Raw genomic sequence first — 16,372 nt, 5'->3', positions numbered from 1 at the left:
TAAAAAAGGCCGCTTAGCGGCCTTTTTTATTTAAGCGTTAGCTGTCTCTTCAGGCTCATCGGCAATGGGCCAGGCATTGAGTACCGCCTTGACTAACGTCGCCAAAGGAATGGCAAAGAAGACGCCCCAAAACCCCCAAATACCGCCAAAAAACAGCACCGCCAGAATAATAAAAATGGGGTGTAAATTTACCGCTTCCGAGAAAAGAATAGGTACCAATACGTTGCCATCAAGGGCTTGGATAACACCGTAAGCAACCATCAAGTAAACAAAGGTACTATCAAGCCCCCATTGGAAAGCCGCCACGAGTGCCACCGGAATAGTAACCACCACCGCGCCGATGTAAGGAATAAGTACCGACAAGCCAACACCTAGGCCAAGCAGCACCGAGTAACGCAGCCCAAAAATGGCAAACGTAATGTAGCTGGCCACCCCAACCACGATAATTTCAAGCACCTTGCCGCGAATGTAATTGACGATTTGCACGTTCATTTCATGCCAAACCTGCTGCGCTAACTTGCGGTTTCTTGGCATAAAACGCTGCAAACCGGCAATGAGGCTCTGCTTGTCTTTTAACAAAAAGAACATCAGCAGTGGCACCAAAATCAGGTAAATCAATATTGCCACCACATTGCCCAAGGACCCCACGGTAAAACCCAGGGCTGTTTGCGCCCAATTGAGCATGGTTTTTTGCGATTCATCGACCAGGGTTTGCACCTGCTGAGGGTGCACCAGGCTGGGATAGCGGTTGGGTAGTTCGAGTACAAAATGCCGGACATGGTCAAGCATGTTGGGCATTTCTTTAACTAAATTAGATGTTTGCGTCCAAAGTGTTGGCACGAGAAACAGCATGACCAACAAACAAAGACCAATAAAGAGCAGCATCACCACTATGGTGGCCAAGGTGCGGCTCATTTTAAAGTCCACTAATTTTTGAACGGGCCATTCCAATAAGTAGGCAAGTACTAGTGCCACCAGCAGCGGCGCCATAACATTACCCAGCATATAAATAGCCAAGAAGCCAAACACCAACAGCAGGAACAAGGTGATGGCATTAGGGTCAGAAAATCGGCGGCGAAACCAATCAAGGACTAAGGATTTCACAGCATCTCCTGAAAAATGAACTCAACGGTTAAGCTTGGCATGGCTTGGTTGAGGGAAACATGAAAAAAACAGCGGGGAAACATACCACCAACAACGCGACACCGCGACGGGCGGTCAACCTATTCCTGTCACCGTTTATCGCGCCGCCCGGGCAGTTTGAATTGCTGCCATTATGCGTTTAGTAACGGCAGGAAACAAACAGGACTTTTTGTGGTCCAGTTGGTATGTTGTGTAGGCCCGCCATAGCGAGTCAAATGAATGAAGCATAAAGGAATCATCGCCGCTCTTGTTAGCCTGAGCTTGTTCGGCCCTATGGCCAGTCAAGCAGGTCAATATGATCAATACGATCTGCCCGAAATTGGCACAGCAGGTCTTGCGGCACTGAGTTTAGAAAAGGAAGAGCTGCTGGGGGAACTTTACACCTATCAGCTACGCGCCCAAGCCCCCATGGTGCACGACCCCTTAGTGACCGAATATATTGAAGCGCTGGGCCACCGGCTGGTGTCTCACGCTTACGGCGTTAACTATCCCTTTGATTTTACTGTTATCAGAGCGGATGAATTAAACGCTTTTGCCTATTTTGGCGGCCATGTGGCGCTGTTTACCAAAATCATTACCGAGGCTGACGACCAGGATGAACTCGCAGCGGTAATGTCCCACGAAATCTCCCACGTTACCCAGCGCCACCTTGCGCGCAAAATGGAACACAGTGAAAAGAGTATGCCACTGACAATCGCCAGTATTGTCGGCTCTATTTTAGTGGGCATAGCCAACCCCGAATTGGGTATGGCGGGCCTTTCGGCATCCATGGCGGCCAGCCAGCAATTTAACATCAACTACACCCGTGCCAATGAAGCTGAAGCCGACCGTGTGGGCTTTGGGGTGCTTTATCGCTCCGGGTTTGACCCTACCGCCATGGCCGATTTTTTTGAAAAGCTGATGGTGCAATACCGTTACGTCAGCCAGCCCCCGGCCTTTTTGCAGGACCACCCCTTGTCACAAACCCGGGTCAGCCAAGCGCGGGCCAGGGCAATGCAGCTGCCACCAGTGCAGCGCAAACCGTCGTTAGACTTTGAGCTGGTAAAAATGCTGCTTCGAACCCAATACGAAGAGTCTCCAGACAAAGTCAAACCGCAACTCGAATATGAACTCAAGCACCACCAGTATGTATTTGAGCAGGCGGTACACTACGGCTTAGGCCAAGTTGCTCTGATGCAAGATGATTACCAAACGGCTCTAGACATTGCTGAAAAGCTGATAAAAGCACACCCGAACAGCCTCTATTACAAAGTCTTAAAGGTTGATGCCCTCAACGGTTTGAACAGGGGCACTGAAGCGGCCAAGTATTTGGCGCCTGAAGCGGGCATTCGCCCCAATAGCCCGGTAGTTGCGCTCAATTTAGCCAATGCCTGGGTTCATGCCAAAAACGGTGAAGAGGCCATTAAAGTGCTCGAGCCGTACCTTTATGTGCACAAAAATGACCCCTTAGCCATGGATTTGATGATCCAGGCCCAGCAGCTGGTGAAAAACACTGGCGAGCGCGAAGAATGGCAAGCAGAAAAAATGGCTTACTATGGCGCCTTTAACATGGCCATTAATCATTTCAACAAGGCTTACCAAGACCTGAGCGACAATGTCATTGAGCAGCGCCGTATCGAAGGGCGCATCGCCCAACTTCGTGCCAAAGAAGCGCGTTTTAAAGCCTTGCAAAATGGCCGATAGCAATAGCAGCAGGCCCATTAACGGGCCTGTTTACCAAGGAGTTTTCATGCAGCTTTACCATAACCCCCGATGTTCTAAGTCGCGCCAGACCCTGGCGCTACTGGAAGAAAACGGCCAGTCTCCAGAGATAGTCTTGTACTTGGAAGAAACCCCCGATGCCAACGCCATTAAGGCGCTTATTAAAAAGCTCGGTTTTGACTCTGCTCGCCAATTGATGCGCACCAAAGAAGAGGTTTACAAGACGTTGGAGCTGGCTAAGGTCACCGATGAAGGCGAACTCATTGCGGCTATGGCCAAGTACCCCAAACTCATTGAGCGCCCTATTTTGGTCAATGGTGACAAAGCGCGCCTAGGCCGCCCGCCAGAGCAGGTATTGGAGATCCTATGACCGCCGTTCTGGTGCTCTACTACAGCAAAACCGGAGCAACCAGGCAGATGGCAAGACTGATTGCCAGAGGAGTAGAGGAAACCGGTGCCGAGAGCTGGCTGCGTACCATCATTGATGGCGAGGACGACCCCAAAGTCACGGAGCAGGAGTTGACGCAAGCCTGCGCACTGGCGCTGGGCAGCCCCACCCGCTTTGGCGGCATGGCCGCGCCAATGAAAGCGTTTTGGGATGAAACCGCCCCGCAGTGGCTGGCTGGCAGCTTAGTGGACAAACCGGCTTGTGTCTTTACCTCTGCCGCCAGTTTGCACGGCGGCCACGAAAGCACCTTATTGGCGATGATGGTGCCATTGCTGCATCACGGCATGATGTTGCTTGGTTTGCCCTACACCGAACCTGCGCTTCACAGCACCCAAACCGGCGGTACGCCTTATGGCCCCAGCCACTGGGCAGAACACCAAACAATAAGCAGTGATGAAAAGGCGTTATGCCTTGCCATGGGCCGCCGGCTTGGCCATATCGCCCAAGCATTGGCCAAATAATCAGAGACTAAAAAGGCCCGCAACTGCGGGCCTTTTATAATTCCAGGGTCTGCTTCACAAATGGAATGGTGAGCTTTCGCTGCGCAGCAATGGAGGCCGTATCCAGGGCATCTAGCGCTTCAAACAAAGAGCGCATATCGCGAGACAAGCGGTTGAGTAAAAAGCGCCCCACATCGTCAGGCAACATAAAACCACGCAATCCGGCCCGCAATTGCAGGGCGGCTAACTTGCCCTCATCGTCCAACGGTTGCAGTTGGTAAGTCACCCCCCAGTCTAACCGGGAAATGAGGTCAGGCAGCACCAAGCCAAGCTGCTGCGGCGGCGCCTCGGCGGTAATGATCAGATGCGCTCCATCCCGGGTCTCAAGGGTGCGGTTGTATAAGTCAAACACCTGCCGCTCCCAGGCATCGTCACCGGCAATGGCGCCAACATCGTCAATACACACCAATGCCAGTTTTTCCATGCCTTCCAGCATGGCTGGTGCCATTTGCTCACGGGATTTTAATGGCAGGTAAGCGGCAGCCGCCCCACGTTCGGAGGCTAGCGCGCAGGCTGAGTGCAATAAATGGCTGCGGCCACTCATGCCCTTGCCCCACAGATAAAGTACGCGCTTTCCTTCTGCCCTGGCCGCACCTTTAACGGCGGCTACGACCTGGGCATTGTCGCCGGGGTAGAAACTGACGAAGGTTTCGTCATCTGGCAGTTGTACGGCAAGAGGTAGCTGCAAAACCTGTCCTTAGCGATCGACATACTGATATTGCGGCACGCTGGTCGGGCTACCAATAGCACCATCTGGCTGAGCGGCAAAATGATGGCTAAGGCTCAACGCCTGCGCCAATTGTGTTTGGTCACCCCGCAGCTGCAGGCTAAAGGTAACGGCACCTTGCTGCACGCCAACAATTTCGGCGTCAGCTACTACCGGCAGCTTTTGTAATTCGTCTAAGGCTTTTAAATAGTCGGCCGCACTACTGACACCGGTTAAGGTAAGCTGGTTACGTTGCTCGGCCAGTTGGCCTTTAACCGCCAGGGTGCCCGACAACTTGTCAGCCACATCATCAACCAAGGCTTTAATCGCGTCAGCGGCATTGTCTGCTTGCACATCACCACTGAGATTTTGCACGCCATCGAGTTGCCATGACGCCTCAAAGCCCTGGCCACTGGGACTGACTCTGGCCATAACAAATTGCTCAGCATGGTAACGACTAGACGCATCGGCGATGGGCTCTTCAAATTTGCCCCAAACATCCAGTGCATCCAATTTGGTTTTGTCGTCTAAATCCCAAAGAGGCAGCATCACCGGCAGACCCCGCACCTTGCCTTCATCTGTGGCCGCTTTGGCCAGCTCAGGAAAGGAAGAGTCGGCAACCACATCGCGCTGACCATCTTGCTGCACCGCCAGCCACAGTAATGTGGTTGGTCTTTCGCTGCCCCAAACACCAAAACCACGTTGCCAAATGGCCTGCTCTAATAAGTGCTGGTCAAAGGCGGCATAAAGCTCAAGGCCATCAGGCCCCTGCTCATAACGGTATGACAACAAATAAGGAGAGGGATTAGACAATAAGTCAGCAAGCTGGGGCGACGTGGCGGCACTGCTGGAACCGGTTACACGCACCAGCGTTTGTGCCATCGCATCTTTGAGTGCCGCATCACGGGCGGCATCGGTCTGGCTAGATATCGAAACTTGGCTACGGTACAACTCACTGACCGGTACCGCTAACACCTGACTACAAAAAAGTGCCAGACAAACAAAAACATAGGCTTTCATGGTGTTCTCCATGCCACATTGTGCCCGATCATAGGGGTAGCGCGGTTACGACTCAAGATGAAGGCGCTGTGGTGGGTAATATCCCGTTCAGCAAAAACATCTATCAAACCTGACCTGCCGCTACCTTTTATCAATATGGGGCTGTCCCATCACTAAAAAGTGGCACTGTCACCACGTTAGGCACTTATCAAGCACCCTACGCTTCCCGCATTGGTATTACCTTGTCGCTAGCGCCTTATTTGGTGCCAAAGATTTTATCACCTGCATCCCCCAACCCCGGGATGATATAGCCATTTTCATTAAGGCATTCATCGATAGCCGCAGTGTAGAGCTCTACATCAGGGTGTGCTTTTTCTAGGGCTTTAATGCCTTCTGGGGCGGCAACCAGCACCAATACCTTAAATTGCTTACAGCCGCGCGACTTTAATAAGTTCAAGGTTGCCACCATGGAACCGCCAGTTGCCAGCATCGGGTCAACAACCAGGGCAACGCGCTCGTCTAAATCGCCACAGAGCTTTTCAAAATACGGCACCGGTTCCAAGGTTTCTTCGTTGCGGTACATGCCAACAACCGATACCCGCGCCGAGGGAATAAGCTCCATAACACCGTCCATCATGCCAAGACCGGCACGCAGTATTGGCACTACCGTGACTTTTTTGCCTTTGATCTGTTCAATAGCAACCGGGCCGTTCCAACCGTCAATGGTAACGGTTTCCAGCTCAAAATCCTTTGTTGCTTCATAGGTCAGCAAACTCCCCACCTCGGAGGCTAATTCGCGAAAGCGCTTGGTGCTGACATCGGCGGCACGCATTAGCCCTAGCTTGTGCTTGACCAGGGGATGTTTGACTTCACAGATCTTCATAAGGCGCTTCCTTTTCATTTTGCTGGCTCAAAACCCATCGATTTTACCTTTACCTATAACAAGGAACAACGGAAAAAGCCGACAGGAAAACGTTTCAACTTAGGCTCGGCCCGGCTACAATACGCCCCGCCCAAAAACCCCCAACATCCCCTAGAGGAAGACGATGAGCGAAAAACGCACGTCCCTGTCCTATAAAGACGCCGGTGTAGACATTGATGCAGGTAACGCCCTGGTAGAACGGATCAAGGGAGTGGCTCGCCGTACCAGCCGCTCTGAAGTGATGGGAGGCCTGGGTGGTTTTGGTGCCCTGTGTCAAATTCCCGCTGGCTACCAAGAGCCCGTTTTGGTTGCCGGTACCGATGGTGTGGGTACCAAACTGCGTTTGGCACTGGATTGGAAACGCCATGATGGCGTTGGTGTCGACTTGGTTGCAATGTGCGTTAATGACCTCATTGTTCAAGGTGCTGAACCGCTGTTCTTCCTCGATTACTATGCTACTGGCAAGCTGGATGTCGACGTTGCCGCACAAGTGGTAACCGGTATCGGTAACGGCTGCGAACAATCAGGCTGCGCCCTGATTGGTGGCGAAACCGCCGAAATGCCCGGTATGTATGAAGGTGAAGATTACGACCTGGCAGGCTTTTGTGTCGGCGTAGTCGAAAAATCAAAAATCATCGATGGTTCCGGTGTTAATGAAGGTGACGCAATTATTGCGCTGCCCTCCTCCGGCCCCCATTCCAATGGCTATTCGTTGGTTCGTAAAATTATCGAAGTTGCCGGTGCAACGGCAGATACCGTTGTTGACGGCAAGCCGCTTAGCGACCTGCTGCTAGAACCTACCCGCATTTACGTGAAACCGGTGCTTGAGTTGCTTCGCAAAGTACGTGTTAAAGCGCTTTCTCACATTACCGGCGGCGGTTTTTGGGAAAACATTCCCCGCGTACTGCCACAAAATGCCAAAGCGGTAGTTAACGAAGCCTCTTGGCAATGGCCGGCGGTATTTAACTGGCTTAAAGAAGAAGGCAACGTTACCCGCGAAGAAATGTACCGCACCTTTAACTGCGGTGTCGGCATGGTGCTCGTGGTACCCCACTCGCAGTTAGAAGAAGCCCTGGCAGTGCTTAGTGAACAAGGTGAAAAACCTTGGCACATCGGTACCATTGCCAACCGCGCTGACGGCGATAAAGCGGTAGAGATCCATTGAAAAACATCGTTGTACTGATCTCAGGCAGCGGCAGTAACCTGCAGGCGATTATGGATGCTTGCAGCCAAGGTAGCATCAACGGCCGGGTCGTTGGTGTTATCTCAAATAAAGCCAATGCCTATGGGTTAACCCGCGCCGAAAACGCCGGCATTGCCACACGGGTGCTGAGCCACAAAGACTACGGCGACAGAGAAAGTTACGACGCTGCACTCGTTAGCGCTGTTAACGACTTTGCCGCCGACTTGGTGGTACTGGCGGGCTTTATGCGCATTCTGACCCCGGTCTTTGTCAGCGCTTTTGAAGGACGGCTACTGAATATTCACCCTTCATTGTTGCCAAAATATAAAGGCCTCCATACCCATCAGCGGGCATTGGACGCCGGTGATAAAGAACACGGTGTGTCAGTGCATTTTGTTACTGCCGAGCTTGATGGCGGCCCGGTGATAGCACAAGCGAAAGTGAGCATTGCAGACGGTGACGATGCCGACAGCCTGGCTGAAAAAATCCATCAGCAAGAGCATCAACTTTATCCACTGGTTTGCAGTTGGTTCGTTGACGGCAGATTGCAAATGGGCGAAGGTAAGGCTTGGCTTGATGGACAGGTTTTACCGGCATGTGGCTACGTAACACACTGATTAGCTTGACACTGGCAGCGACAGCTTCGCTGCCAGCTTTTGCTTCATCGGCGCTCACGCCCTACGAAGCAACCTATAAAATTATGCGTAAAGGTAAGGCCCTGGGTGTAGGCACACGTAGCCTGACGAAAGCAGGCGACCTCTACACCTTGCATAATGCCTCTGATTTGAGTTGGTTAATCTTCACCGACCAGCGTGAAGAAAGCTCTACCTTCCAGGTTGAAAACCAACATATCAATCCTGCCAGCTACGACTTTAAGCGCACCGGTACCGGGCCTGACGAGAAGGAAAAAATGACCTTCGATGGCAACACGGTAAAAAGTGATAAAAACAGCCTGACCTTAAAAGGCCCCGCTTACGACCCCCTTACCTATCAACAGCAACTGGCAATGGACTTAGCCGCTGGCAAAAAGGATGTCAGTTACGACATCGTCAAAGATTTAAAAATCAAACACTATCATTTCAAGGTGGTGGGCGAAGAGCGCATTACCACGCCATATGGCGCTGTTGATACATTGCGGGTTGAACGGGTGCGCGGTAAAAACTCCAGCCGCCATACCCTTTTTTGGCTAGCACCCAAACTGCACTACGCCTTGGTGCGACTGTGGCAGGCAAAAGACAACGTTGAACAAATGGAACTGGTGTTATCCGAGTATCACGATAAGGGCCAAACTACTTCGGCCCAGTAAGGAATAACTCCCCGAGTTTAAAAACCACGAACTGCCCTGGCGCCAGGGCAGTCCAGGCCTCGCCTGCAGTAAGGGGCCGAGTGGCAATCACAGAGACCACATCATCAGGTGTCGTAACCGCGCTAAAATCCACTTCCATGTCTTCGTCAATGAGCTTGGCCGCGCCAAAAGGGGCACGCCGGGTTAGCCAATGCAATTGGGTGCTGCAAAAGGCCATTAAATAGCGCCCATCGGTAAGCAACATATTGAACACGCCCAAGGCCTTCAGCTCAGTTGCCACCTTGGCAATAAAGCGCCACAACGTAGCCGGCTTTGCCGGTGGCCCGTCAGGAAAACGCTCTCGAATGCGATGCAGAATATGGCAAAACGCCAGTTCCGAATCAGTGCTACCCACCGGAATAGAGCTGCCCGTTTTCAGTTGCTGATAACCGCTTAATTGGCCGTTGTGGGCATAGGTCCAATTACGGCCCCACAGCTCGCGGGTAAAAGGGTGGGTGTTTTCAAGGCCGACACGCCCGCGGTTTGCCTGGCGAATATGCGAAACCACGCTGCAGCTTTTAATGGGATAGTCACGCAGAAAACCGGCAATGGGGGACTGGTGCGAGGGCTCGGGATCTTTAAACGTGCGGCAACCTTTACCTTCGTAAAAGGTAATACCCCAGCCGTCCTTGTGTGGCCCGGTTGCGCCACCCCGCCGAATAAGCCCAGAGAAACTAAAACAGATATCGGTGGGTACATTGGCACTCATCCCCAGTAGCTCGCACATCGCCTTGCTCTCTTTACTTTTATTAGGGCGAAAGCTTATCAAAATTGGCCCCTGACGCAGAGCCTTGATGATATTGCTGATACCAGGCTGCTAGCACCGTTGGGGGTTGGCGGCTGTATCGTGTCCAAACCAAGTCGCCCGATGCCAGCTGATAAAGGCTTAACTGCCAGCAATGCTGGCGCCCTAGCGGCTCTGAGGTATTGTTTGGCGCGGCCCAGGCCACCCACAGCGGCGTGGATTTCTGCTGATAAATATCATTGGGATCAGCTGCAAGGCATTGCGCGACCGGCTTAACCAACAGCACGTGGGTCACTGCCTGAGCTTGGAGCTCACGCATTTTAGTGATTGAATTTGGCCTTTGAGGGTCATGCCCGACAGCGGCGTGGCTTAGCGCATCAACACCTTGCTGACGAACAGCATCGCGCAACGCTGCCGACAACGCCGGGTCATTAACGCCTTGCCTTGATTGCACCTCAATTAACAGCCTTGGGGCTGGGGACTGTTGATTGCTAAGGCTGCCTTGCCCCCACAACATGGTCTTTTGAGTCGGCTCAGCACAGCCTGATAGCATCACTATCAGCGCCGACATCATCCAAAACCGCATACTAACATCCTGTTAATCAATAGCTTTCCTAAAAGAAACTATCTCAGTTGTAGCTAATGCAGCCAAGAGGAAATCTCTGTAAGCAAAGTAAGATAATGTCGCCACTCGTTAGGCATAAAAAAACCAGCCGCAGCTGGTTTTCTAGGCAAAGGGCAACATCAGGCCATTAATTTTTCGACCATTAAAATAATGGAGTGAATGACCTTGATATGAATTTCTTGAATACGGTCGGCATAACCAAAGTGCGGAACCCGCACCTCAACATCAGCCATACCCGCCAGCTTGCCGCCATCTTTACCCGTCAGCAGTATCACTTTCATGCCTTTGGCTTTCGCCGCTTCTGCGGCTTTAATGATGTTGCCAGAATTACCGGAGGTTGACAGGCCAAACAGCACGTCACCTTGTTGGCCGACGGCTTCAACATAGCGAGAAAAAACATATTCATAGCCATAGTCATTACCCACGCAGGATAAATGGCTTGGATCAGAAATCGCAATGGCGGGTAACCCGGCGCGGTTTTCACGGAAACGCCCCGTGAGTTCTTCCGCAAAATGCATGGCATCACAATGCGACCCACCGTTACCGCAGGAAAGCACTTTCCCGCCAGCTTTAAATTGGGTAGCCAGCAACTCGGCAGCAGCGGTTACTGCGGCTAGCTGAGTCTCATCCTGACTAAATTTGGCAAGCACTTCGGCAGCTTCAACTAACTGCTCTCGTACGATTTCTGTTAATTCCATCCTCTAACTTCCACTGTGGTCCCAAGGGGAAACCAGTATAACCAGCCATAATCAATAAATCCTTCTTGATTCACTGCCACGTATCCGTTAAAAAGTGGCTACAACACAGAGGTCAGACCTCTTAGCAGAGATAGTTACCCATAAGGAGGGAATCGTGTTGACTCTAATTTGGACGCTGGTGGTTCTCGGCGGTGCCTGGGCACTGGCCTACTACCGAGCATCGCTGATCACCTTCACGGTGTCGGTGTTTGCAGCATTAATCGTTGGCAGCTTTTTGGGGACAGCCTCTATCTGGCTGTGGCTGCTGGCGTTAATAATTTTGGTGCCGCTCAACGTCACTAGCATCCGTCATAACTACATCTCAGGTCCCTTCCTGAAGCTTTACCGCAAAATCATGCCGGAAATGTCCAGCACCGAACGCGAAGCCATTGAGGCTGGTACCACCTGGTGGGACGGCGAGCTGTTTCGTGGCAACCCTGACTGGAACAAACTTCACAGTTTTCCCAAGCCGCAATTGAGTGCCGAAGAACAAGCCTTTCTTGATGGCCCCGTTGAAGAACTGTGCCAAATGGTGTCTGACTGGGAAACCACCCACGAAAGAGCCGACCTGTCGCCAGAAGCCTGGGCCTTTATGAAAGAAAAAGGCTTCTTCGCGATGATCATCAAAAAAGAATACGGCGGCCTGGAGTTCTCTGCTTATTGCCAATCGTTGGTGCTGCAGCGCTTGACCGGCGTGTCCATGGTGCTGTCCTCTACCGTGGGTGTACCCAACTCCCTGGGCCCGGGTGAGCTGTTGCAACATTACGGCACTAAGGAACAAAAAGACTACTACCTGCCGCGCCTGGCCAAGGGCTTGGAAATTCCCTGCTTTGCGCTGACCAGCCCAGAAGCGGGCTCCGATGCCGGCGCCATTCCCGACTTCGGTGTGGTCTGCAAGGGTGAGTGGGAAGGCCAAGAAGTGCTGGGGATGAAAATCACCTGGAATAAACGCTATATCACCCTGGCCCCGGTAGCTACCGTGCTGGGCCTGGCTTTTAAACTGCGTGACCCTGATGGCCTTCTGGGCGGTGAAGAAGAGCTGGGCATTACCTGCGCTCTGATCCCAACCCACACGCCGGGCGTTGAAATCGGCCGTCGCCACTTCCCGCTGAACGTGCCATTCCAAAACGGCCCAACCCGCGGCAATGAAGTCTTTGTACCGCTCGATTACATCATCGGCGGCCCGAAAATGGCCGGCCAAGGCTGGCGCATGCTGGTGGAATGCCTGTCGGTTGGCCGTGGCATCACCCTGCCCTCTAATGCCACAGGCGGTTTAAAAACCCTGGCACTGGCCTCCGGTGCCTATGCCCGGGTGCGCCGTCAGTTCCGCTTGCCTATCGGCAAAATGGAAGGCATTCAAGAGCCGCTGGCTCGCCTCGGCGGTAATGCGTATTTGATGGGTGCGACCTGCGAACTAACCACCACCGGTCTCGACCTGGGCGAAAAGCCGTCAGTTATTACTGCTATCGTCAAGTACCACCTGACCGACCGCATGCAAAAAGGCATTATCGATGCCATGGACATTCACGGCGGCAAGGGCATTTGTATGGGCCCGGAAAACTACCTGGCTCGCGGCTATCAAGGCGCGCCGGTAGCCATTACCGTCGAAGGGGCAAATATTTTGACCCGTTCGATGATGATCTACGGTCAAGGTGCCATTCGCTGCCATCCTTATGTACTCGCTGAATTAGAAGCGGCAGCCATTGAAGACAAAAAACAGGCGTTGATGGCCTTCGATAAAGCCGTCTTTGGCCATATCGGTTTTGCGATGTCCAACTTCTTCCGTTCTTTCTGGTTGGGGCTTACCGGTGCCCACTTTAGTGCCGCTCCATTTAAAGACGAAACCAAACGCTACTATCAGCAGATGAACCGCTTCTCTGCCAACCTGGCACTATTGTCTGATGTGGCGATGGGAGTTTTAGGTGGTGAACTTAAGCGCCGTGAACGGGTATCTGCTCGTTTGGGCGACTTGTTGTCACAAATGTACTTGGCCTCAGCGGCACTCAAACACTTTAATGATGAGGGCCGCCGCCGCGAAGAGTTACCGCTGCTGAAATGGGGCGTGGAAGACGCCTTATACAAGCTGCAAGACAGTCTGGATGAACTGCTGCGCAACTTCCCCAACAAATGGGTAGGCCGGGTACTGCGGTTGGTCATTATGCCTTGGGGCCCTGCGGTTAGCCGCCCTGGCGACAAGCTCGATTATAAAGTTGCCACCTTCTTACAAACCCCGTCAGATGCCCGTAGCCGCTTGGGTAGCAGCCAGCACCTTACCCGCGTTGAAAACAATGCGGTGGGGATGTTGGAACAAACCTTGGAAGACATTCTGGCGGTAGAGCCACTGTTTGACAAAGTCGCTAAGGCTACTGACCGCAAGCGCCTGTTCTGGCGTTTGGATAAAGTGGCAGAAGAAGGTTTGGCGTTGGGTCTTATCAGCGATGAAGAAGCACAATTATTGCGCCGGGCAGAGCAAGGTCGCCTACGCGCCATTAATGTCGATGATTTCGACCCGCTTTATTTGGCCGCCGATAAAGACATGGTTAAAAAAGAAAAAAAGGCATCAGGTAAAGCAGCCTGATATTTAACTCGATAAAACCTGAGTTTTAGTACCGAATAAAACCCTGCATTTAGCGGGGTTTTCTTTTTTTAATTCTATAAATTTAATCAACGCCACCTTTTTTCATTAAAAGCTTTCCAAAGATGTTTTTTTAACGGCAGAATAATCAAAAAAACCGCCAGGCTGCGCCCGGCTTAATAATAAGCTTTTGGAGATAGATTCAATGAGAAAAGCCGCCCTGGCCTTTTTGGCTTTCAGCGCCCTGCCTGCTTTTGCTGACGAGTGTGCCACGACCCTTGAGGCAACCGATGCCATGCAGTTTAATAAAACGGTGATAGCAGTGCCTGCCAGCTGCAAACGTTTTGATGTCACCCTTAAACATGTTGGCAAGATGCCTAAAAACACCATGGGCCACAACTGGGTTTTAAGTAAAACCGATGACTATCAAGCCCTGGCGATGGCTGGCGCGCAAGCAGGCCTTGCCAACAATTACCTGCCGAAAGACGATGCCAGAGTACTGGCCTTCACACCCATCATTGGTGGTGGCGAGCAAACACAGGTGAGTGTTGATATGAGCAAATTAACCAAACAAGGTGATTACACCTTCTTTTGTTCATTCCCGGGGCATTTTGCCTTGATGCATGGCAAATTCGTCATCAACTAAGCCTACTTCCCGATAAAAATAAACCCGGTCTGTACCGGGTTTATTTTTATCAATTACCGCTAATGATCTACAGCAGGCAATCGGATACGCTAATAGACAGCGAAAACTGACAAGGACACAGGTAGCAGATGTTCAAATGGCTCTGGCGACTGTTACTACTTAGTCTTTTTAGCTCCGTCTTGGTCAGTAGCTTACTTTTTCTGGCGCTTTATCAAACTTATCAACGCCTGGGTAGCGAAGTGCCCGTTGCTTGGGTGCAATTTCAAAAGCTCGCTCCCGAACAGTTTCAGCTGCAACTGACCACGCCCCATGACTGTATTGCCCGGCAATTTCCGTTGCGTGGCGATGACTGGCGCCTAGATGCACGTTTTATTAAATGGCCCAATTGGTTAACGGTATTAGGCTTTGAGCCACAATACCGTTTGGAACGCATTGAGGGCCGCTTTCGCGACATCGATAAGGAAAACAGTGTACCGCACCACGCCTACGCCTTATCCCCCAAGACTTGGGTAAAACCGGCTTGGCTGGATAAACTGACGTTTCTCATCGACACTGATTACGGCTCATCGGTGTATGCACCGATGGATGCCAACAAGGGTTACGTAGTCTATCGTAGTCACAGTGGTCTTTTTGTGCGCCAGGCTAAAGCAGCGACAACACAAAAATCTCCCCTTTCATGCCAGTCTTCTCGGTCAGTTTTAGGCCCGCTGGCACTGTGGATGGACCGGCAATTCCAAACCCTGTTCCAAGGGTAGTGTTAACAGAATCTAATACGACAAAGCGCTTTGCTTATGATCTTGAAAAGAAAGCAAGTGTTCTTTGTTCCCGACCACGAAACGGACTGTAACAGCAAATTTGGAATGAACGTTCATTCGTTCTGATATGATGCCAGTTCTAAAAATACCGCGTTCCTGTACGAACCGTCATTTTGAAACAGAGGTTTTTTGTCATGCGACAACATAAAAGTGCCATATTGGCCCTGGCCATTGCTGCGGCCTTAGTGGGATGCAGCCCAGCCGACAAGGGTGCACAGGGACAGCAACAGCGCCCCCCACAGGAAGTCGGTATCATGACGGTCCAGTCACAGCCGCTTACCCTTACCACTGAATTGCCAGGGCGCGTTAATGCCTATCTGGAAGCACAGATCCGGCCTCAAGTCAGCGGGGTTATTTTAAAACGCCTGTTCACTGAAGGCGGCACCGTAGAAAAAGGCCAGTCCCTCTACCAGATTGACCCGGCTCCTTACCAAGCCGCACTGGCCAGCGCAGAGGCGGCCGTTGCCAAAGCCAAAGCTGATGCCCGTTCTAGCGAACTGACCTATAAGCGCTATCAGAAACTGGTGAAAACCAACTATGTTAGCCAACAAGATTTGGACCAAGCTGAAGCCACTTATAAGCAGGCTGAGGCCGGTATCAAGTCTGCCCAAGCTCAGGTTAAAACCGCTGAAATCAATCTTAACTATACCGATGTAAAATCGCCCATTGCTGGCCGTATCGGTATTTCCTCTGTGACGCCGGGCGCGCTGGTGACTGCCAATCAGTCTCAGGAAATGGTTCGGGTTCAGCAACTTGACCCTATCTACGTCGATTTAACCGAGTCCAGTACAGCCCTGCAGTTATTAAAAGCCAAGATGGCTAATGGCAGCATCAAGCCTGCCCAGGCGGCTGTGGTAACACTGGAGCTGGAAGACGGCACCACTTACCCGGTTAAAGGCAAAATTGAGTACTCCGAAGTTTATGTCGATAAAGACAGCGGCACCGTAACCCTGCGCGCCGTATTCCCCAACAAAGACGGCGTATTGCTGCCAGGTATGTATGCCCGCGCCAATGTGGTGACCGGCGTTGACGAAAATGCGGTATTAGTGCCGCAGTCAGCAGTGATGCGCGACCCGAAAGGGAACGCTTATGTCTATATCGTTGACAGCAGCAACAAGGTTGAAAAACGCACCGTCACTACCGGTAATGTTGTCGACAACAAATGGCAGGTAACCAGCGGCCTTAAGCCTGGCGATAAAGTTATTCTCAATGGCTTGCAGAAAGTTCAGCCTGGCGTTGCCGTCACCGCCAAAGCAGCCGCTGAACAGAAGTAAGGGGAGCA

General features: G+C 51.9%; 17 protein-coding genes. 10 read left to right on the top strand and 7 right to left on the bottom strand.

Annotation, left to right across the window (positions count from 1 at the left end):
- Window positions 1-30: 30 nt before the first annotated feature.
- A complete protein-coding gene (locus DW350_RS07255; protein ID WP_115718223.1) occupies window positions 31-1,104 on the bottom strand; it encodes an AI-2E family transporter in 1,074 nt (357 codons plus the stop codon).
- A gap of 258 nt (window positions 1,105-1,362) precedes the next feature.
- Here DW350_RS07255 and DW350_RS07250 point away from each other — a divergent pair, with 258 nt between their 5' ends.
- From DW350_RS07250 to DW350_RS07240, 3 genes are read left to right on the top strand one after another with little or no spacing between them, the layout of a single operon-like run.
- Window positions 1,363-2,826 carry a M48 family metalloprotease gene (locus DW350_RS07250; RefSeq protein WP_115718222.1) on the top strand — a complete coding sequence of 488 codons (1,464 nt, stop codon included), beginning with the start codon at window positions 1,363-1,365 and terminating at the stop codon, window positions 2,824-2,826.
- A gap of 46 nt (window positions 2,827-2,872) precedes the next feature.
- On the top strand, window positions 2,873-3,214 hold the full coding sequence (arsC, locus tag DW350_RS07245) for an arsenate reductase (glutaredoxin) (protein WP_115718221.1): 342 nt from the start codon (window positions 2,873-2,875) through the stop codon (window positions 3,212-3,214).
- Window positions 3,211-3,753, top strand: a complete 543-nt coding sequence (locus tag DW350_RS07240; RefSeq protein WP_115718220.1) for an NAD(P)H-dependent oxidoreductase — start codon at window positions 3,211-3,213, stop codon at window positions 3,751-3,753. The genes arsC and DW350_RS07240 overlap by 4 nt, the downstream gene beginning before the upstream one ends.
- 34 nt (window positions 3,754-3,787) lie before the next feature.
- Here DW350_RS07240 and hda read toward each other — a convergent pair whose 3' ends face one another.
- From hda to upp, 3 genes are all read right to left on the bottom strand, one after another.
- A complete protein-coding gene (hda, locus tag DW350_RS07235; protein ID WP_115718219.1) occupies window positions 3,788-4,480 on the bottom strand; it encodes a DnaA inactivator Hda in 693 nt (230 codons plus the stop codon).
- A gap of 9 nt (window positions 4,481-4,489) precedes the next feature.
- Complete coding sequence (locus DW350_RS07230) at window positions 4,490-5,518, bottom strand: DUF2066 domain-containing protein (RefSeq protein WP_192954847.1); 1,029 nt, start codon at window positions 5,516-5,518, stop codon at window positions 4,490-4,492.
- A 235-nt stretch (window positions 5,519-5,753) separates the two neighbouring features.
- Window positions 5,754-6,380: a uracil phosphoribosyltransferase gene (gene upp, locus DW350_RS07225; protein ID WP_115718217.1), complete on the bottom strand. Its 627-nt coding sequence runs from the start codon at window positions 6,378-6,380 to the stop codon at window positions 5,754-5,756.
- 163 nt (window positions 6,381-6,543) lie between these two features.
- Between upp and purM the strand changes: the two genes are divergently transcribed.
- From purM to DW350_RS07210, 3 genes are read left to right on the top strand one after another with little or no spacing between them, the layout of a single operon-like run.
- Window positions 6,544-7,584, top strand: coding sequence for a phosphoribosylformylglycinamidine cyclo-ligase (purM, locus tag DW350_RS07220; protein WP_115718216.1), 1,041 nt, complete (start codon window positions 6,544-6,546; stop codon window positions 7,582-7,584).
- The gene (purN, locus tag DW350_RS07215) at window positions 7,581-8,219 is read left to right on the top strand and encodes a phosphoribosylglycinamide formyltransferase (protein WP_115718215.1); all 639 of its coding nucleotides are present in this window, start codon (window positions 7,581-7,583) and stop codon (window positions 8,217-8,219) included. The genes purM and purN overlap by 4 nt, the downstream gene beginning before the upstream one ends.
- Window positions 8,198-8,908 carry a DUF3108 domain-containing protein gene (locus tag DW350_RS07210; protein ID WP_115718214.1) on the top strand — a complete coding sequence of 237 codons (711 nt, stop codon included), beginning with the start codon at window positions 8,198-8,200 and terminating at the stop codon, window positions 8,906-8,908. The genes purN and DW350_RS07210 overlap by 22 nt, the downstream gene beginning before the upstream one ends.
- Here the strand turns inward: DW350_RS07210 and DW350_RS07205 are convergent.
- The 3 genes from DW350_RS07205 to lpcA all read right to left on the bottom strand — a co-directional run bounded on the left by DW350_RS07205 (window position 8,892) and on the right by lpcA (window position 11,015).
- Complete coding sequence (locus tag DW350_RS07205; protein WP_115718213.1) at window positions 8,892-9,674, bottom strand: class II glutamine amidotransferase; 783 nt, start codon at window positions 9,672-9,674, stop codon at window positions 8,892-8,894. The two genes, DW350_RS07210 and DW350_RS07205, sit on opposite strands and share 17 nt — an antisense overlap.
- A gap of 22 nt (window positions 9,675-9,696) precedes the next feature.
- Window positions 9,697-10,278 carry a hypothetical protein gene (locus tag DW350_RS07200; RefSeq protein WP_115718212.1) on the bottom strand — a complete coding sequence of 194 codons (582 nt, stop codon included), beginning with the start codon at window positions 10,276-10,278 and terminating at the stop codon, window positions 9,697-9,699.
- A 158-nt stretch (window positions 10,279-10,436) separates the two neighbouring features.
- Window positions 10,437-11,015: a D-sedoheptulose 7-phosphate isomerase gene (gene lpcA, locus DW350_RS07195; RefSeq protein ID WP_115718211.1), complete on the bottom strand. Its 579-nt coding sequence runs from the start codon at window positions 11,013-11,015 to the stop codon at window positions 10,437-10,439.
- Between the two features lie 151 nt (window positions 11,016-11,166).
- Between lpcA and fadE the strand changes: the two genes are divergently transcribed.
- From fadE to DW350_RS07175, 4 genes are all read left to right on the top strand, one after another.
- Window positions 11,167-13,632: an acyl-CoA dehydrogenase FadE gene (fadE, locus tag DW350_RS07190; protein ID WP_336406999.1), complete on the top strand. Its 2,466-nt coding sequence runs from the start codon at window positions 11,167-11,169 to the stop codon at window positions 13,630-13,632.
- A 202-nt stretch (window positions 13,633-13,834) separates the two neighbouring features.
- On the top strand, window positions 13,835-14,275 hold the full coding sequence (gene azu, locus DW350_RS07185) for an azurin (protein ID WP_115718209.1): 441 nt from the start codon (window positions 13,835-13,837) through the stop codon (window positions 14,273-14,275).
- A gap of 128 nt (window positions 14,276-14,403) precedes the next feature.
- Window positions 14,404-15,030 carry a hypothetical protein gene (locus DW350_RS07180; protein ID WP_115718208.1) on the top strand — a complete coding sequence of 209 codons (627 nt, stop codon included), beginning with the start codon at window positions 14,404-14,406 and terminating at the stop codon, window positions 15,028-15,030.
- A 194-nt stretch (window positions 15,031-15,224) separates the two neighbouring features.
- Complete coding sequence (locus DW350_RS07175) at window positions 15,225-16,364, top strand: efflux RND transporter periplasmic adaptor subunit (protein WP_115718207.1); 1,140 nt, start codon at window positions 15,225-15,227, stop codon at window positions 16,362-16,364.
- Window positions 16,365-16,372: the final 8 nt, after the last annotated feature.

Origin of the sequence: Gallaecimonas mangrovi, from assembly GCF_003367375.1 — a bacterium.
GTDB classification, from domain to species: domain Bacteria; phylum Pseudomonadota; class Gammaproteobacteria; order Enterobacterales; family Gallaecimonadaceae; genus Gallaecimonas; species Gallaecimonas mangrovi.
The sequence above is the reverse complement of the archived record's forward strand: the minus strand, read 5'-3'. Positions and strand labels throughout refer to the sequence as shown.